Genomic DNA, 18670 nt, shown 5'->3' with positions numbered 1-18670 from the left:
GCCTCAGAGGGTGAAGCGCGAGACGGTCGTGCCGGCTTTCGTCAGGTCCTCGTGGGTCGCCGCGGCGACCGTCACCTGGTTCTCGCCGTACTCGATGGCGACTTCGACCTCGAACGTCCCGTCGTCGGGTTCGACGAATCGGGTCTCGCCGGGCGTCTTGACCGCGACGACGGCGGCGTCGGTCTGCCCCGAGACGACGAGTTTGTCGCCTTTGAAGCGCGTGCTCACGCGGAGCGACGGCCCGTTCGGGCGGTCGGACTCGGCGTATCGCTCGCGGAGGAACGCGGGCGTCTCGACGGGTTCGCCGGCCTCGACGCCGTGGGCGAGGCGGATGAACTGGGCCATCGACCACGCCAGCGGCGTCGCGCTGCCGGTTCCCTCGCCGAACTCCCAGTTGTAGTCGGTCGCGTGTTCGCGGTCCCAGACCTGCTCTGCGAGCATGCGGCCGGAGTTGGCGAAGGCGGCCATCGTCCGCAGCAGGTTGTCCGGCGCGAGGTCGCCCTCCTCGGTCCCGGCGAGCAGTTCGTACTCGCCGCGCTCGCCGGTGAAGATGGGCCAGAGCCGACCTTTCCCTTTGGCGTCGACGGACCACGGTGCGCCCTCTTCGTCGCGCTCGCGCTCGCCGTAGCCGTCGCCATTGTACCGGTAGAACGCCGGCCCGTGGGGCGTGTCGACGCGGATGGTCTCGTCGACTTCCTTCACGGAGTTCCGGATTATCTCGTCGTCGGCGGGCTTGATGCCGAGGCGGGTGAGTTCGAGGAACCCGGCGTCGATGATCTCGCGCTCGTCGAGCGTCGGCCCGTTGTTCGCGAGCGTCCGCAGGTGCCCGGCGTCGGGTTCGCCGTCGCGAGTGACGCGGACGTAGTACGGCGTGTGCGTGTTGCGGTCGGTGCCGGTCCGCGTCGCGGTCCAGTCGTCGACGCGCTCTGTCCAGTCGTCGGCCAGCGCCAGCCAGACGAGCGCGTCCTCGGTGTGGCCCTCGTCCAGCGCGATTGACGCCGCACAGCCGAGGCCGGCGATTTCGGCCGCGATGGACGACGGCGAGTAACCGGCTTCCTCCTCCCAGCGCTCCTGTGCGGTCGGCGGCCCGTTCCGCGCGACGTAGTCGGCGGAGTACTTGACGTTCTCGTAGTCGTAGGCCACGTCGTCGAAGGCGACGCCGCGTTCTTTGAGCATGTACGCCATCACCTGCGGGAACGAGATGTTGTCCATCTGCTCGCCGCCCCAGCGGGTCCGCCCGTTGAGGTAGGTGTTCTGCGGGATGAAGCCGCGGTCGTCCTGCTGGTAGGTGTAGATGTACTCCAGCGCGTCGATGGCCGTCTCGACGTCGCCGACGGCCTCGAAGACGGTGAAGACCTGATAGAGGTCGCGCGACCAGACGAAGTTGTAGCCGTAGCCCTTCGCCTCCTCGGCGGGGACGGCCTCGCCCCACGGCACCGACGGCGAGGCGAGCCCCGCGCCGAGGTAGGTCTTGTCCTCGACCGCCCGCAGGCTCATGAGCGAGGTCTTGTACTGCGCGGCGAGTTCGCCGTCGTCGTCGACCGAGCCGGGGAGCTCCTTGTCGGCGAGGAACTCGGCCCACGAGTCGGTGTAGGCCGCCCGGGCCGTCTCGTAGCCGCGGGTGAGCGCGCCGGCCGCCTCGCCCAGCGCGGCGGCGGTGTCGGCGTGTTCGGCGAAGCCGAGCGCCAGCGTCTCGCCGAGTTCGTCGCCCGTGCCGATGCGCCCGACGAGCACGACGTTCTCGTCGTCGACGCGCTCTTGGGCGCTCGGGAGTTCGCCCTTCGAGAAGAAGTCCGCGAGGTACCGCGAGCCGGCGACGCCGACGGTGGCCCACTCGAACCGGCCGGCGGCGGTGAGTGCGATGGCGACGCTGTACTCCCTGCCGTCTTGGTCGATGAGAAGCGGTTCGTGGCCGTCGCCGGCGTCGAACGCGCCCGCGTCGCGGGCGACGAGGTGATAGCTCCCGAGTTGGCCGAGGCGGATGCCGCGGTCTTTCGTCCCGGTGTTCGCCAGCGCCGTGTCGGCGATGGTGTACAGCTCGTAGTCGTCGCCGTCGATTGACTCGAACTGCACGTCCGCGAGCATCGCGTCGTGTTCGGGGTCGATGACGTACTCGACGGTGAGCTCCCACTCGTGGCCGCGACCGTCGCCCGTCTCGGTGACGACGTGGCGGAAGACGAGCGCGTCGTCGTCGACGATTTCGGCCCGGCGTTTGACCGTGTCCGCGTGGTCGTCCCGCCGGGTCTCGTTGTGAGTGCGCGCCGTGTACTCGTCGTCGGGGTCGGCGTCGACGACGAGGAAGTCGAGCGTTCGGAGGTTCATCAGGTCGACCCGCGGGAAGCGGACCTCGGTCAGCGCGCCCTCGGTCAGGGTGAACCAGACGCGCGAGGGGTCTTCGGCGTAGTGGTCGGCGACGGTGCCGATGCCGTACTTCTCGCCGGTCGTCCACCGCGGTCGGTTCTCCGGACCGGTCGGCGCGGGCTTCGGCGCTGGGAGCGCGTCGATGTCGGCGAGGATGGCCGTCGTCTCCATTCGGATGGCGTGGGGCCATCCGAGCGGCGTCGCGCTGTCGAAGCTCCCGTCGTCGAACACCTGTTCGGCGAGGTAGCCCGCCTCGGTCGTGAGGGGGCCGTCGGGTTGGAGCAGTTCGTAGAGATTCGTCGCGCGCTCGACGAACCGGCGGCCGTCCTTGCCGATGCGGTCACAGAGGACGCCGAACTTCGCGGCGGCGTTCGCGCCCCACGCGGTCGAGACGGACCAGACCTTCTCGCCGTCCTGTCCGTCGGCGCGCCAGTAGTCGTCCTCGAACCGGACCAGCCCGGCGACGTCGCCGCGGGGGTTGCGGTAGAGGCCCTTGAGCGTCGCAGCCATGTGTTTGACGAGCCGGTTCGCGGTCTTCGATTCGACCTCCTCGATGTCCGCGTAGGCGTCGATGGCGTCGACGAGGGCGAACGTGGCCGAATCGAGGCGGTCGTCGAGTTCGCCGTTCCGATCGATGCGGAGGGCGTAGACTTCGCGCTCTTCGGACCACAGTTCGTCGAGTCCCTCGTACACCGCGGTCGCCTGCTCGGCGGCGTGCTCGCGGAGGTCGTCGTTCACGGGCGCGGTGGCGACCGTGGCGTACGCTTGGAGGAACGTCGCGGCCGTGTGCGTGAACCGGCCGCTCATGTTCTCCCACGCGTTCTGACAGGGTTTCGGGAGTCCGTCGGATTCGAGACTGCTGTCGAGCCCCGAGACGCCAGCCGCGACGGTCGAACGGATGCGCCCGACGAGTTCGTCGTCGAGTTCGTCGCGGCGGTCGGCGAGGAGCGACGCGAGCGCGGCGACGACGCTCGCGGTCTGGTCGGCCTGGTACTCCTCGTCACCGGAGCCTTCGACGCGGCCGTGGGCCCAGCCGGGGGCGACGGTCCCGTCGACGGCCCAGACGCGGTGAGGCCAGGTGCCGTCTTCGAGCTGCGTCTTGCAGTAGAACTCGGCGCTCGTTCCGAGGCGGTCGCCGAGGCCGAGACTGAAGGCGTCGTCGGCGTGCGCGAGCGCCTGCGTGACCTCGGCGTCGTCGCGGAACCACGTGTAGCCGTAGCCGCCGGAGTGGGCGTAGAACGGGTCGAACTCCGGCCCGGCGATGCGCGCGCCGCTGGGCGCGGTCAGAAGCGACAGCGCCCGGAGGTCGGCGCGGACGATTCGCTCGCGCGGCGTCCCGTCGGGGACGAACACCTCGGCCTGCTCGCGGGCGGCTTCTCGGAGCGCGTCGGCGGTCGCGTGCTGGACCGAACAGTATCTGAGGTCGGCGAGGGCGTCGGTCCGAGCCATCTCGTTGTGGTCCGAAAGCTGGGTGACGAGGGTCGTCCGAGCGGCGCGGCCCTCCTGTTCGAGCGGGGCGCTGACGACGACGTCACCCGAGAGGTGCGTGTCCTCGTAGCGGTCGAGGACGGCCTCTCGCGGGAAGTCGAAACTGTCGTCGGAGAGAATCTCGTCGAACCGCTCGGGTATCTGGCCGCGAACGTCGGTGAGGCCGGTCGACGCGGTGACGTAGTCGTGTTCGTTTCGGTGGAACACCTCGACCGCTTGGGTGTCGTTCGGGCCGCCGGCCTCGTGGATGAGACGGCCGACCCGCGTCTCTCGACCTTCGGGGGCGAAGGTGAGAAAGGCGGTCAGGTGGGCGTCGGTGGGAATCGCGCCGCGAAGCTCGACGTGAGTCACGTGGGCGCGACCGAGCGTCAGGTCGTACTGGTGGACGGTGTACTCCCCGGCGTCGTACTCGGTCTCGACGAGGCTCGTCTCCCGGTAGTAGTGCTGCCGCACGGACTCCAACTCGTCGAACCAGTGTGTCTCGCCGTCCGCCTCGATGCCGAACCGAGAGCGGTCGATACCGTAGAGGCCCGAAAGCGAAGCAGAGTAATCCCGGAGAGACCCATCGAGGCCGACGTAGACGAGCCGGTCCCCGTGACCGGAGAACGCCCCGTCCGAGGTCCGACACTCCTCTGGGAAGCGTCCGCCCCGGTCGCGTTTGTATTCGTTTAAGGCGGTCCGAAGTCGCATAGAGGTAGACGAGGGTCTCGAACCATAAGTATTGGCCGCCCATCTTCCATCATTTATGCCTGCAAACCGACGAATTCGGGGGACGCCGAGGCGACTCGGTAGAACCCGTCTCCAACCGGAACCTCGGGTCCATCAGGGGTAAACTCAAAGTCACCCGGCACGTTGATTGTGAGTATGCAACACCCAGGACCGCCGCAGTTCATGGCTGTCGGCGAGTCAGTACAACTCGCACCTCGCGACCCCGACCCCGACGCCGACTACTCGTGGCGGGTTCGGAGCGCGCCGGTCGCCAGCAGTCTCGAACTCGACGAAGACACCGCAGTCGTACAGTTCACGCCCGACGCGGCCGGCCGCTACGTCGTCGAACTCGACGCGCCCGACGCGACGCACACGCTCACCGTCCGGGTCTTCCCCGGTTCCTACCTGCCCGCCGGCTCCGTCAGGAGCGGCGCGAGCGGGATGAGCGGGATGAGCGGCTACAGCGGACAGAGCGGCTCCGCACGCCCGACTGGGTTCAGCGGCGGCGCGTCCGGCTCCGGAAGCGGTGCCGGCGACGCCCAGCGGGGACGGGGAGGTCGGCCGCGCATCAGGCTCGACGCGACCGTCGAAGACGGCGTCGTCGTCGTCCGCGCGGACCCGCAACCGAACCCCGACAGCGACACCGGCCGCGACGACCTCGTGGTCGAGTTCGTCGTCGACGACCGCGACGAGATCGACGACGCGGCCGTCGAGACCGACGGCTGGGAACTCCGGGTCCCGCTTTCGGCGGTCGGCGACCGACTCCGCGTCCACGCGGTCGCCCTCGACGAGACGTACAGCGTGCCCGACACCGTCACCGTCGAGCGCGAGGCCGTCGCCGACGGCGGATTCGCCGAGACGGAGACAGAAGCGGTCCAGACCGACGTAACCGGCCACGCAGACGGCTCCGGCGCGGGAAGCGCGTCCGTCTCCCGCCCCAACGACCCGCCGCAGTGGGCACAGGAGGTGACGCTCTACGAAATTTACGTCCGCGGCTACGCCTCCGATGTCGAGGGCGTCGACAACACCTTCGAGGCGCTCGAAACCAGACTCGACTACCTCGAATCGCTCGGCGTCGACTGCCTGTGGCTCACGCCCGTCCTCCAGAACGACCACGCGCCCCACGGCTACAACATCGTTGACTTCTACGACATTGCGGAGGACCTCGGCACCCGCGAGGACTACGAACAGTTCGTCGAGGCCGCTCACGACCGCGGCATGAAGGTGCTTTTCGACCTCGTGCTCAACCACTCCGCCCGCGCCCACCCGTTCTTCGAAGACGCCTACAAGAACCCCGACTCGGAGTACTACGACTGGTACGAGTGGCAGGAGAGCGGCGAGCCGGGCACCTACTTCGACTGGGAGTACATCGCCAACTTCGACCACCGGAACCTCGAAGTCCGGCGCTACCTGCTCGACGCGGTGGACATGTGGGCCGAGGTGGTCGACGGCTTTCGCTGCGACATGGCGTGGGCCGTCCCCGACACGTTCTGGCAGGAGATTCGCGACCGCGTGAAGGCGAAAGACCCCGAGTTCCTGCTTCTGGACGAGACCATCCCGTACATCGCCGACTTCCACGAGGGCATGTTCGACATGCACTTCGACACGACGCTGTACTTCACGCTCCGGCAGGTCGGCCGCGGCGACGAGCCCGCCGAACGGATTCTCGATGCCATCGAACAGCGCACGCAGGTCGGCTTCCCCGACCACGCGGCGTTCATGCTCTACCTCGAAAACCACGACGAGACGCGCTACATCGTCGAGTGCGGCGAGGACGAGGCGCTGGCCGCCGCGGGCGCGCTCTTTACGCTCCCCGGCGTGCCGATGGTCTACGGCGGACAGGAAATCGGCCAGCGCGGCCGTCGGGACGCCCTCGCGTGGGACCACGCCCGCGACGACATCCGCGAGCACTACGAGCGACTCATCGAACTCCGCGACGAGACGCCCGCGCTCCGGTACGACGGGACGTTCCGCCGCATCGACTACGAGGCCGACTCCGACCGCGCGGTCGCGTTCGTCCGCGACCACGACGACGGCTCGTACCTCTGTGCGCTCAACTTCGCACCCGGTTCGACCACGGTCGACGTCGGCGACCTCGCGGTCGACGCGACCGACGTCATCTCCGGTGACTCCGTCGCCGCCGAGGGCGGTATCCGCGTCGATGACGTGGTCGTCTGCCCGCTCGCGTAACGTCTCTCGCCCCGTTTTTCGACCGTCTCGAATCCCGGATTTCCCATCTCGCGTCCCGGTTCCCGCCCATCGTTCGGTCGCCGCTCCCGCTTCAACTCCACCTCTGCCTCCGTTCGGCCCGACCAGCCCGATTCACCATGAGCACGAACTCCCCCACCCCGACCCTGCACGCCGACCGAACCGACGTCCTCGCCTCGTGGCACGAGGCGGTCGTCGAGAGCAACGACGACGACTTCTCGGCCGCCAAGGCGCTGACGACGAAACTCGGCGCGCACGTTCACGACGGTGTCGTCGAGTTCGGTTTCTGGACGCCGGACCTCGTCGAGGCCGGCGTCTCCGAGGCCGCGGTCGAACTGGAACTCCTGACGCCGCCGGCCGACCTCGACCCCGGCGAGACCGACCATCGGCGCGTGGCGTTCGACCGCCACCGCGTCCCGATGCGCCGGGTCGGCGAGTACCACTGGGCGGCCGTCGAGGGCGTTCGCGCCGGCACTCGCGACACCCTCGGCGCGCTCTACCGACTCGTCTACGAGGGCGACGACGGCGAGGAGCGAACGGTTCAGGACCCCGTCGCGTACTCGGTCCCGTTCGGGGCGTTCGCGCCCGCCGAGGTGTACGACCTCGACAAGCTGGACGAGACCCGCGCCGACCGCGACTACTTCGAGGCGCTCGGGACCGACGACGAGCGGGTCGCCACGACCGAGGACAGCGGCCTCCCGCGCATCGACCCCGCGACGAGCATGCTCGAAATTCACCCCGGAACCGCCACGGCGCGCGGGTCGCTCGCCGGCCTCGCCGAGGTGTACGAGGGAATCGCCGCGAAACAGCGCGCCGGCGACGACCTCGTCCCGTGGGAGCGCGCCTTCGCCGGCTACGACGGGATTCAGCTGATGCCCGTCGAGCCGCTGACCGAGAACGAGGAGGAACACGACTTCTGGAGCGTCGCCGACGACTCGGCCGCCGAGGCGACGGTCGCCGTCGCCCGCCCCGAACTGATAAACTGGGGCTACGACATCGTCGTCAGCGCCTTTTCCGCGCCGAACCCGGCGGTCCTCGAGACCGGCCGTCCGGACGAACTGGTTGACTTCATCGCCGCGTGCCACGACCTCCCGCGACCGATAAAGGTCGTCTTCGACATCGCGCTCGGGCACGCCGACAACCGCGGCGCGGAACTCCTCTCGGACCGGTACGTCCTCGGTCCGGGGATGTACGGCAAGCACCTCGACTACACGGAACCGACCGCGCGCGCCGTCTTCTTGGAGATTCAGCGGCGCAAGATGGACTTCGGTGCCGACGGCATCCGCGTCGACGGCGCGCAGGACTTCACCTCCCACGACCCTGAGACGGGCGAAATGTACCACGACGACGACTTCCTCGCGGAGATGGACCGCGTGACCCAGGAGGTCGCCGGCACGGAGTACCGGCCGTGGATGATTTACGAGGACGGGCGGCCGTGGCCGCGGGAGGACTGGGAACTCGCCTCCTCGTACCGCGCGCTCATCGAGCAACATCCCCACTCGTTCCAGTGGTCGCCCATCACCTTCGCGCACAACACCCCCGCGCTCCTCACCTTCTGGGCGACGAAGTGGTGGCGCGTCCGCGAGGTCGGCGAGTTCGGCGGCAACTGGCTGACGGGCGTCGCCAACCACGACACCGTCCGCCGCGGGACCCAAATCGACCCGACGGTCGAGTTCAACCAGTCGCCGGTCAACCCCTACCTCGGCGACGATTACCCGGAGACGCTGGACGAGGCGTACGACAACGCCGCGTCGTCGATGCTATTTCACTGCTTCCTGCCGGGCGTCCCGATGGACTTCGTCCACGCGAACATGCGCGCGCCGTGGGGGTTCGTCCGCGACACCGACCCGACGTGGAACGTCAAGGTCGTCTCCGACGAGTCGAAGTTCTGCTACTGGCAGGTGCGCGACGAGGACTTCGAGGACGACCGCTTCTTCCGGCGCGTGAAGGGCCTCGGCTTCGATTCCCGCGAGGAACTGTTGACCTTCATGAACGCCCTCTCCTCGGCGGTCGGCGCGACCGACTACGACCTCGACGTGATGGCGGCTATGCTCTCGGCGATGGACCAACCGCTCGGCGACGACCTCTCGGCCGCGGACCTCGAAGCATACGGCGACGCGTGGATGCGCGACGTGCACGACTTCGCGAACCTCGACCACTGGCGCGACGAACAGGACGACGAGCGGACCGCCTTCCGCCTCGAAACCCGCGAGTTCCGCCACGACCGCCCGTGGCTCATCGCCGACCTCGACGACGACGACTACTTCGCCTACCGCCACCCGACCGACGGGACGGTCCTCTACTACGGCTTCCGGACCGCCCCGGACGAGGGTGATAGAGAGCAGTTGCTCTTCGCCGCCAATATGGAGGGCGTCCCCGTCGAGGTGTCGCCAGCGAGGCTCGCCGACGACGCCGCCGAAGACGAGAACGCGCCCGCGATTCCGACCGACGGCTGGGAGCCGGCGTTAGTCGCTCCCGGCGTCGAGGAACCCGACGACTCGACCGCCCCGTCCGACCCGCTCGCGGTCGCACTCGCCAACGGGGCGGCCGTCGTCTGGCGTCGCGACCCGTAACGACCGACGAGAACTCACCACCAGATTCATATTCTCAGAGTGTTTTTGGACGTATGTCCACAGTACAACTCGGTATATTATCGAATAATATTGGTAATATTGTTTCTATCTGGTCCAGTTCTCTAAACATTCGATAAGTGTTTATGGGACATTGTGGGCAGAGTTTTTCAATTAGAACTCTGTGCTATCCGCTACATGATGTCCAAATCAATGCAAGAAAAAGGTAGAATAATACACGATTGTGCTACTGTGTCGGGGGTGGGCGTATGGGTCTCGTAAAGATGACCAAGTGGCGGACGCTGCTTCTCGCCACTATCGGGTTCAACTTCTCCTTCCTCATCTGGTTCTCGTTCGCGCCCTTCACGGGGCCGATGGCGGAGGAGTTCGGGCTCTCGCTCGCGGAAATCGGTATCTTGGCGAGCGCGGCAATCTGGCTCGCGCCCTTCGGCCGCATCCTCACCGGCTGGCTCTCCGATAAGTTCGGCGCGCCGGTGGTGTTCGCTATCGTCCTCGGCTACGTCGGGGTGTTCTCGATGGCGAGCGCCTTCGCCGAGAGCTACACCGTGTTCTTCATCGAACGCCTCATCGTCGCCACGGCGGGCATCACGTTCGTCATCGGCATCCAGCACGTCTCCGAGTGGTTCGAAGAGGAGAACCTCGGCATGGCCGAGGGAATCTACGCCGGCGTCGGGAACGCCGGTGCCGCCGGCGGTGCGCTCATCCTGCCCCGCGTGTTCGGCGCGGACTGGAGCGGGCCGCTCTTCCAGAGCAACTGGCGGGCGGCGTTCTTCTACACCGGTATCGTCTCGATTCTGCTCGCGGTCGCCTACTACGTCCTCGGCGAGGCCGCGGCGACCGACGAGCGTCGGCAGGCGACCGCCGACAACGCGACGCTCAAGCAGTGGGTCCACACGGCCACCCGGTACGGGACCGTCGCGCTCGCGCTCGCTTACGTCATGAGCTTCGGCCTCGAACTCTCGATGAACGGCTGGCTCGCCACCTACTACCGCGAGGCGTTCAACACGAACAACCTCGTGCTCGCGAGCACGTTCGCGGCCACGTTCTCCATCGCGGCCGGCCTGCTCCGTCCCATCGGCGGCTACGTCAGCGACGTGCTGGCGCGCAGGGAGATGGACATCCTGCCCGTGTTCAAGGGCCGCTACCGCGAGCAGTGGACGTTCGTGTCGCTCTCGTTCATCATCGTCTCCATGCTCGCCATGACGCTCGCCGGTCTCTCCGGAGCCGTCCTCATCGCGGTGGCCGCCGGCTTCATGGTCGGCATGGCCTGCGCGTTCGCGGAAGGTGCCATCTTCGCACAGGTTCCGGCGATGTTCCCCAACAGCTCCGGGGCCGTCGCGGGCGTCGTCGGCGGTGTCGGTACCATCGGCGGCATCGCTTACCCGCTCGTCTACTCGTCGGTGCTCCTGCCGAACCTGCACGTCGGCTACGCGCTCGTCGCGGCGACGATGGTTCCCATCGTCCTCCTGAACGCGTGGGTCTACCGCCCGCACATCGCGAAGCGCGCGACTATCGACGGCTTCCTCGGCTCGTCGGGCGCGACCGGCCCGGCGGACGATTGAGTCGCCGACTGCGACGACCGCGACACGTCTGTCCGCGGCACCGACCGCGGACGAACCGAACGAACTCGAACCGAATCACGGTTTCATTTTTCACCCGACGCCAAGCGCCCGAGAGCCCCCGGCTCTCGCTCAGGCGACGCGCGCGTCAGTCTCGACCGAGACGCCGTCGAGGTAGTCGCCGTCGGGACCGACCCACTCGCCTTCGGTCCCACAGTCGGTGGTCAGCCGGCAGACGCGGGTCTCCGGCGGCCAGACGACGCGAACCTCGTCGCCGGAGCGCTCGACCGTCACGGTCTGTCGGTACGTGACCGTCTCGCCGAAGTCGCCGACGTAGGTCACCGCGAGGTCGACCTCGCTCGCGCCCGGCGGAATCGACAGCTGCTGGGGGCCGGCGGCGAGCGGGCGGTTCGTCACGGCCACGCCGTCGGGCGAGAACGACCACTCGACGGTCAGGCTCTCGGCCATCGCCGCGTCGTAGCGGGCGTAGCCCTCGTCGGTCTCGACGCGAATCGACACCGTGTTCGTCCCCTCGGGCGCGCCGAGCGTCGTCGTCGCGTCGACCCGCTCGCCCGACAGCACGTCGAGTCGGGTCAGTTCCGGCTCGACGGCGTCCACCGCTCCGGTCCACGTCCCTCGATAGGTGAACCGGTACGGGGTCCGATTCGTCGCGTCGAGGACCGCGAAGTCCTGTTCGGCCCCGTCGTCGATGGCGTACACCACCGGGCCGTCGAAGCCGGGGTCGTTGCGGAGTGTCTGGAAGGGATGAGCCGACCAGTCGCCGTAGGGGTCGGGGTGGAAGACGAGCGCCTTCGTCTCGTTGCCCGTCGCGGCCGAGTCACCACCGAGTCCGATGCCGCCACCGCTCCCGAGACCGCCGGTACCGACGCTTGGAACCGACGGCGTCAGCGGCGGGTGTTCGAAGCCGGCGTCGAGGAGCGGTTCGTAGGTCGCCGCAAGGTTCTCGGTTCGGAGTCGGTTCTCGTCGTAGGGCTCCTCGACCGCCCCGACCGTCACGCCGCCGGCGACGAGCGCCGAGACGAGGAGCACCGAGAAGACGACGCCCCGGGCCTCCGAGGCCGAAAAGCGGCGGTGGGCCAGCCGGCGGAGGAGGCGAGCGCCGGCGACGATTCCGGCCGCGCCGAACACCGCGAGCGGGACGAGCGCGTCGAAGTGATAGAACGGCCCGAGGAGGTCGATGAGACCGTTTCGAAGGCCGTTGTGCGTCCCCCAGAAGGCGGCGTTGCCGACGAACACCGAGGCGAACACGCCCGCGACGACGCAGGCGAGGGCGTCGTCTGAGAGTTCGGTGAAGGCGCGGTCGCGGCCGCCGAGGCCGTGGTGTCGTCGTCTCGCGCTCCCGCGGAGGTTCCGGCCGGTCTTGTGACCCCACCAGCGGTGGGTCGTGACGCCGAGGCCGAACATCGCGGCGACGGAGCCAAGCCAGCCCATCGGTCCCCAGCGCGTCACGAGCAGGTCGAGCGCTTCGATTGCGGTCTCAACCCCTCGTTCGGGCGTGTAGAAGACCTCGTAGCCGAGGATGGCCCGCTCGCCGAAGCCGATGCCGTCCCGCGGGGCGAAGGCGATGTAGGGGAACGTGAGCGGGTCGCCCGTCACGACGGCGTTGTAGGCGAGCGTCAGGCCGACGAACGCGAGTCCGGGGAGCGCGATGGCGGCGTACCGGCGGAAGACGACCCAGGCAGTCCCCGCGCGGCGGGCTGTCGCGAGCGCCCACAGCGAGTGGGCGATGAACGGCAGGGCGAACAGCACGGCGGTGTAGGGGCGGGCGAAGAACGCCGCGCCGACGAGCGCACCGGCGACGACGGCGTAGCCCGAGGAGTCGCGACGAGCGGCCCGGACGTAGCAGACGGCGAAGCCGAGGTTGAGCATCGTCGTCGGCGCGTACGCGAGGAACGTCGACGAAGTGAGCAGAAACAGCGGCGAGAGCCCGAGCAGCCCCGCCGCGACGACTCCGGTCGTCCGGTCGAACGCGTCGGCGGCGAGCGCGTAGACCAAAGCGGCGGACATCGCGGCGATGGCTCCCAACACGAGGTTCGGAAGCCCGACCGCGAGACCGACCGCGAACAGCGCCGGAACGGCCGGCGAGTACTTCGAGTAGAGCTGGACGCCGCCGGGGGCGCTCGGCGTCTCCTGCACCACGAAGAACCACGGTCTGACGGCCTCCGTCAGCGGGCCGGGATAGAGGAACAGCTTGCCTTCGAGGAGCATCGCAGCCTGCGTGAGATAGACGCCCTCGTCGTCGTTGACGGTGTGGTACGGAAAGAGGTCGACCGCGAACCACGTCACGACGAGTCCGACGAGAAGCGAGACGCAGAGCGCTGCGAGTCGTCGACGCGTTCGCGTCCGGTCGATGTCGATGGTGAAGTCGACGTCGAACGCGAGCCCGCGGACCGCGGCTCGCATGCGCCCGACCAGCGGGAGGGAATCGCCCGTGTTCGAGTCTCGTCGACCCATCCTCAGTCCGAGTAGGGGCCGGTTTCGGGGCGCTGTTCGCGCGGGAACCACGCGAGCTCGTGGCCGGCGTCGAGCGTCACCTCGACGCAGCCGTCGGTCGGGACGGTCTCGTCGTGGTTGTGCATACACAGGAGGGTGTCGCCGCCGTGGAGTTCGACCTCGTAGAGGATGGTCGGCCCGAGGTAGCGCTTCCCGACGACTTTGCCGTGGCCCTCGCCGCCGTCGCCGCAGGGGTGGGCCGACACGTCGTCCGGGCGGACGAGGATGTCGATGTCGGTGTCGTCGTACTCGGGCGCGAGGCCGTGTATCTGGTCGCGCGCGACCGACCCGAGTTCGGTTTCGACGACGCCGCCGGCGATGCGTCCCGGCAGGAATCCCGCGTAGCCGAGGAAGCCGGCGACGAAACGCGATTCGGGGTGCTGGAACACCTGTTCGGGCTCGCCCACCTGTTCGAGGTCGCCGTCGTTCATCACGGCCACGCGGTCGGAGATGGACATCGCCTCCTCCTGGTCGTGGGTGACGGAGACGGCCGTCACGCCGGCTTCCTTGAGGATGCGACGGACCTCCTCGCGCATCTGGACGCGGAGGTCCACGTCGAGGTTCGAGAAGGGCTCGTCGAGGAGCAGGATGGCGGGCTCCGGCGCGAGCGATCGGGCGAGGGCGACCCGCTGTTGCTGGCCGCCGGAGAGCTCGTCGGGGTAGCTGTCGCCTTGGGTTTCCAGTCCCACGAGGTCGAGGAGGTCGCGGACGCGCTCGTCGCGCTCGGCCTCGTCGAGGTCCTTCAGGCCGAAGGCGATGTTCTCGGCCGCGGTGAGGTGCGGGAACAGCGCGAACTCCTGGAAGACGACGCCGACGCCGCGCTCTTCGGGCGCGCGGAAGGTGCCGCCGCCGGAGACGACGTTTCCGTTCAGTCGGACCTCGCCGCCGTCGGGGCGGTCGAGCCCGGCGATGAGCCGGAGCGTCGTCGTCTTGCCGCACCCCGAGGGGCCGAGAAGCGTGAGGATTTCGCCCTCCTCGACGCCGAGCGAGAGGTCGGTGATAACCGACTCGGTCCCGTAGGACTTCGAGACGCCGTCGAGTTCGAGGACGCCGCCGGCGTCCGCGTCCTCGGCCTCGGAGCCGGTGGATTCTGTGCGGTTCGAGCGGTCGGTGGTCGTGAGTGTGCTATTTGACATCGTATCCCTCTTGGGTAATGATGACGAGCATCGAGAGCCCGGAGACGAAAAGCAGGATGAACGCGGGCACGACGGCCTGGCCGAAGTAGCCCTGCTCGTAGGCCGTCCAGATGTGCGTCACGAGCGTGCTGAACCCCGAGGGGCGCAGCAGGAGCGTCGCGGGCAGTTCCTTCATCGTGGTCAGGAAGACGAGCGCCGCGCCGCCGAACAGGCCGGGCGCGACGAGGGGAAGCGTCACGTGACGGAACGCTCCCGACGGGGTCTCCCCGAGCGTCCGCGCCGCCTCGGGGAGCGCTGGGTCGACCCGGAGGAACGACGCCCGGAGCGACCCGATGGCCTGCGGGAGAAAACGGATGACGTACGCGAACACGAGGAGATAGAGCGTCTGGTAGATGGGCGTCGCGTACGAGCTACCGAAGTAGACGAGCGCCAGCCCGAGGACGACGCCCGGCACCGCGTAGCCGACGTAGGTCGCGCGCTCGAAGACGGAACTGAGCCGCGAGGGGTGCCGGGCGGCGAGGTAGGCGACCGGCAGGCCGGCGAGCGTCGCCGCGCCCGCAGTCGCGGCCGCGACGAGGACCGAGTTGAGCGCGTACTCGGGCTGGAACGCGAGCGAGCCACTCGTCGCGGCGACCCCCTGCGCGAGCCACGTAAAGAGGATGCCGAGCGGGACGAGGAGCGCGACGGTGGCGACGAGCGCCGCGAAGCCGAGCGCCGGGTACTTCCACTTTCCGAGCGGCATCGGGCTTCCGGAGCGCCCGCCGGTCGTCGTGCGCTCGTCGCCGCGAATCTGCGATTCGAGGGTCAAGATGAGGAGCGTCACGGCGATGAGCTGGAGCGACAGGAGCGTCGCGGTGTCGCGGCCGAACGTCCCGAACTCCACGTAGATGACGCGGGTGAACGCGTCGAACTTCATGATGGCCGGCGTGCCGAAGTCCGAGAGGACGTACAGCGCCGTCAGGAGCGAGCCGGCGGCCACCGCCGGGCGAATCTGCGGGACCGTCACCCGCTTGAACGACTCCCAGCGGGTGTGGTTCAGGGTCCGCGCGGCGTCGATGAGCGTGGTGTCCATCGACTTGAGCGCGGCCCGGGTGGTGATGAACACGTACGGATACGTGTAGAGCGTCAGCACCAAAACGGCACCGGGTAGTCCGTAGATTTCCGGGAGCGACTCGACGCCGAGCGGGGCCAAGAGCCGCTGGAACGCGCCCCGCGGGCCGAACGCCGAGACGAACGCGAACGCGCCGATGTAACTCGGGATGACGAGCGGCAGCGAGACGACGACGGTCCAAAAGCGTCTGAACGGCAGGTCTGTCCGGACGGTCAGGTACGCCAGCGGGACGCCCAGACCGATGCACGCGGCGGTGACGAGCGTGACGAGGACGGCGCTGTTCAGGAACACCTCGACGGTCGTCGGCCGAGTGACGAGCGCCAGCGCCTCGGCGAACCCCACCTCGAGCGCGGTCTTGACGAGCCACAACAGCGGGACGACGACGGCGGCGGCGACGGCCCCGCTGGCGACGGTCAGGCCGAGCGGTTGCTCGTCGTCTCCCCCACCGGTCCCCGTCTGCTGTTCGGTCGCCATGAGTGAGCTACCTCAGAGAACGCCCACCTCACGCAAGAGTTCCACGGTTCCTTCGAGGTCCGAAAGCTGCGTCAGGTCGAGGCCCTCCGGCGGGCTGAGTTCGTCGATGCCCGGCAGCTCGCCGATGGGGTCGACGCCCGAGACGAGGGGGTACTCGAAGGTCGTCCGCGCGAAGTAGTCCTGCGCTTCGGCCGACAGCAGGTGGCGAACGAAGTTGCTCGCCAGTTCGGAGTCGTCGGCGGTGTCGAGGACGAGCGCGCCCGCGACGTTGAAAATCGAGCCGGCGTCGCCCGCGGTGAAGGCGGTCGAAAGCGGCGCGTTCGGCCGCCCGGCGAGGATGCGCTGGATGTAGTAGTGGTTCGCGAAGCCCGCGCCGATTTCGCCGTCGGCGACGGCCTGCGAGACGAGGAACTCGTCGTTGTACTCCGTGACGCCGAGGTCCTGCATCCCCTGCAGCCACTCTCTCGTGGCCTCCTCGCCTTCGAGGACGCGCATCGCCGTGATGAACGCCTGGAACGAGGAGTACGTGGGTGCCCAGCCGATGTTGTCGCGGAACGCCTCCGTGTCCGGGAAGGCCATGATGTCGTCGGGAATCCCCGATTCGTCGAACTGGTCGGTGTTGAACGGGACGGTCCGGGCGCGACCGGAGGTTCCGGTCCACTGCCCGTCGGGGTCGTGGAACTCGTCGCGGACGAGGTCGAGCACCTCGCTCGGGAGGTCCTGGGTTCGACCGGCGTCCTTCAGCGCGCCGAGCGACCCGGCGTTGACCGAGAAGAACACGTCCGCGGGACTGTTCTGTCCCTCGGTCTGAATCTGGTTGACTAACTCGGTCGCCGAGTTGTACCGCGGGCGGATGGTGAAGTCGTCGTAGTACTCCTCGAAAAAGGAGATAAGTTCGCCGACGAGCGCCTTACCGCGGCCCGAGTAGAGCGTGAGTTCACCCGACAGGTCCGGCATCTCGGCAACGGACACGCCGCCGCTTATGTCGCGGTCGCCGAACGGGGAGCGCCCGGAACCGATCTGTTCGACCTCCCCGCCGGTACCGGACTCGGTCGTCGTCTCCGTCTCTTCGTCGCCGCCGGTACAGCCGGCGAGCGCGCCGACCCCGAGGGCCGCCGTCGTCGCGATGAACCGGCGACGACTGTGGCCGCGAAGCTCTCGGTCGCGTTCTTGCATACATTGATTTAGGTCTCCCTAAACCATTTATAGCTGCCGATTCGTCGGGAAAATCGAGCAAATCGCCGGACAAAGAGACGATGGTCGGTCCGGCGACGCGCGGCGGCCGGTCAGCAGTCGGCCGGTTGGTCAGCCGTCGGTCAATCAGTCGTCAGCCGGCGCGGCGGCCCGCGGCGCGGCGAGGGCGTCGAGGCAGTCCAGCCAGTCGCGCATGTGCTCGCCGACGTAATTGAAGAAGTCGCCGTTGCGGTAGTCGGACCAGTCGCCGTCGGCGAGGGCGTCGGCCATCGCCTCGAAGACGCCGGCGTAGCTGTCGGCGTCGTCGCCGACCGCGTCGACGACCTCCCAGAGGTGCTCGTTGAGTTCGAGGCCCGGCACCTCGTTGTTGAGGTCGTCGAACGTCGGGCGGGCGGCCTTGTTGTGCTCGCAGAGCGGGTAGCCGGTGAGCACGTCCTTGCCGAGCACGTCGGCGGCGCGCTTGAGGAACACGCCCGACCAGATGTCGTCGAAGCGGCCGACCTCCCACTCGTTGTCGTCCATCGGGAGCTGGTAGAACGCCGGGATGACCTCGCGCTCGAACGCGAGGTTCATCGAGCAGACGGTGAGGTACTGCCCCTGCTCGGCCACGAAGTCGCCGTCGAAGTCGTCGAAGTCGGTCCGGGTCTGGGCCTGTCCCTCGAGGTCGCCGTCCATCAGGATGCGGACCGCGTCGAGGTCGGGGACGTTCGTCCACAGCCCCTGCGAGGCGACCACGTCGCGGAGTTCTCGCGTCCCGGTCTCGACCGTCTCGTCCATCGCCGAGTAGGGGTACCCGCGGGGGTACAGCCCGTGCTCGTCGGCGTTCTGGTAGAGGACGTTCACCCAGCGCTCGTCGCTCGACACCGACTCCACCTCGTCGGTGCGGTCGAGGTTCGCCATGTGGCGGCCGAAGAAGTCCCACTCGTCGTGCGGGAGGGTGTCGTCGTCGATGAAGACGCCGTAGTCGAACTCGGGGTGCGCCCACATGTACAGCAGGCCGAAACTCGTCTGGGCGTGGCTGGCCGCCGGGACGAGATGCGAGTACTCCGAGACGTCGTGTTCGTCGTACCACTCCTCGCGGGCGGCCCCGTCGAAGACCGCGCCCGAAACGCCCTCGTCGTCCAGCATCGACTCCATTCCCTCGGCGTCGCAGAAGTCCTCCGTGACGAGGAGGACGAAGAGCCGGTCGAGGTCGAACCCGTGTTCGCGCGCGTTGTCGAAGTACGACCGCATGCACTCGTACTCCCGAATGGTCGGGACGACCACGCAGATGTCCGCGTTCATTGCTCCTATGAATTTAGGCTTCCCAAAAATAGCTGTTGGTTC

General features: G+C 68.2%; 9 protein-coding genes. 3 read left to right on the top strand and 6 right to left on the bottom strand.

Annotated features, from left to right (window positions below):
* Positions 1–3: 3 nt before the first annotated feature.
* Positions 4–4539 (bottom strand): glycoside hydrolase family 15 protein, encoded by a 4536-nt coding sequence (locus tag C457_RS08645; protein ID WP_008093710.1) that lies wholly within the window; start codon positions 4537–4539, stop codon positions 4–6.
* Between the two features lie 174 nt (positions 4540–4713).
* Between C457_RS08645 and malA the strand changes: the two genes are divergently transcribed.
* The 3 genes from malA to C457_RS08630 all read left to right on the top strand — a co-directional run bounded on the left by malA (position 4714) and on the right by C457_RS08630 (position 10918).
* Positions 4714–6747: an alpha-amylase MalA gene (malA, locus tag C457_RS08640; protein WP_275039352.1), complete on the top strand. Its 2034-nt coding sequence runs from the start codon at positions 4714–4716 to the stop codon at positions 6745–6747.
* Positions 6748–6884: 137 nt separating this feature from the next.
* Positions 6885–9338, top strand: a complete 2454-nt coding sequence (gene gghA / locus C457_RS08635; protein ID WP_008093707.1) for a glucosylglycerol hydrolase — start codon at positions 6885–6887, stop codon at positions 9336–9338.
* Between the two features lie 281 nt (positions 9339–9619).
* Positions 9620–10918: an MFS transporter gene (locus C457_RS08630; RefSeq protein ID WP_008093705.1), complete on the top strand. Its 1299-nt coding sequence runs from the start codon at positions 9620–9622 to the stop codon at positions 10916–10918.
* A gap of 129 nt (positions 10919–11047) precedes the next feature.
* Here the strand turns inward: C457_RS08630 and C457_RS08625 are convergent, their stop codons facing one another.
* The 5 genes from C457_RS08625 to C457_RS08605 all read right to left on the bottom strand — a co-directional run bounded on the left by C457_RS08625 (position 11048) and on the right by C457_RS08605 (position 18628).
* Positions 11048–13390 carry a DUF7846 domain-containing protein gene (locus tag C457_RS08625; RefSeq protein WP_008093704.1) on the bottom strand — a complete coding sequence of 781 codons (2343 nt, stop codon included), beginning with the start codon at positions 13388–13390 and terminating at the stop codon, positions 11048–11050.
* Between the two features lie 2 nt (positions 13391–13392).
* The gene (locus C457_RS08620; RefSeq protein WP_008093703.1) at positions 13393–14565 is read right to left on the bottom strand and encodes an ABC transporter ATP-binding protein; all 1173 of its coding nucleotides are present in this window, start codon (positions 14563–14565) and stop codon (positions 13393–13395) included.
* Positions 14555–16150 carry an ABC transporter permease gene (locus C457_RS08615; RefSeq protein ID WP_008093702.1) on the bottom strand — a complete coding sequence of 532 codons (1596 nt, stop codon included), beginning with the start codon at positions 16148–16150 and terminating at the stop codon, positions 14555–14557. The genes C457_RS08620 and C457_RS08615 overlap by 11 nt, the downstream gene beginning before the upstream one ends.
* A 12-nt stretch (positions 16151–16162) precedes the next feature.
* On the bottom strand, positions 16163–17326 hold the full coding sequence (locus C457_RS08610; RefSeq protein ID WP_008093701.1) for an iron ABC transporter substrate-binding protein: 1164 nt from the start codon (positions 17324–17326) through the stop codon (positions 16163–16165).
* Positions 17327–17470: 144 nt separating this feature from the next.
* Positions 17471–18628, bottom strand: coding sequence for a hypothetical protein (locus tag C457_RS08605; protein WP_008093700.1), 1158 nt, complete (start codon positions 18626–18628; stop codon positions 17471–17473).
* Between the last annotated feature and the right edge of the window lie 42 nt (positions 18629–18670).

This window comes from Haloferax prahovense DSM 18310 (assembly GCF_000336815.1).
In the GTDB taxonomy this organism is placed as follows: Archaea; Halobacteriota; Halobacteria; order Halobacteriales; family Haloferacaceae; genus Haloferax; species Haloferax prahovense.
Note: the sequence above shows the minus strand (reverse complement) of the source record. Positions and strands in the feature narration are given on the sequence as shown.

Bases quoted from the DNA above. Each gene is read 5' to 3' on its own strand.
- C457_RS08625 (WP_008093704.1), bottom strand. From the start codon at position 13,390: ATGGGTCGACGAGACTCGAACACGGGCGATTCCCTCCCGCTGGTCGGG.
- malA (WP_275039352.1), top strand. From the start codon at position 4,714: ATGCAACACCCAGGACCGCCGCAGTTCATGGCTGTCGGCGAGTCAGTA.
- C457_RS08605 (WP_008093700.1), bottom strand. From the start codon at position 18,628: ATGAACGCGGACATCTGCGTGGTCGTCCCGACCATTCGGGAGTACGAG.
- C457_RS08645 (WP_008093710.1), bottom strand. From the start codon at position 4,539: ATGCGACTTCGGACCGCCTTAAACGAATACAAACGCGACCGGGGCGGA.
- C457_RS08615 (WP_008093702.1), bottom strand. From the start codon at position 16,150: ATGGCGACCGAACAGCAGACGGGGACCGGTGGGGGAGACGACGAGCAA.
- C457_RS08610 (WP_008093701.1), bottom strand. From the start codon at position 17,326: ATGCAAGAACGCGACCGAGAGCTTCGCGGCCACAGTCGTCGCCGGTTC.
- C457_RS08620 (WP_008093703.1), bottom strand. From the start codon at position 14,565: ATGTCAAATAGCACACTCACGACCACCGACCGCTCGAACCGCACAGAA.
- C457_RS08630 (WP_008093705.1), top strand. From the start codon at position 9,620: ATGACCAAGTGGCGGACGCTGCTTCTCGCCACTATCGGGTTCAACTTC.
- gghA (WP_008093707.1), top strand. From the start codon at position 6,885: ATGAGCACGAACTCCCCCACCCCGACCCTGCACGCCGACCGAACCGAC.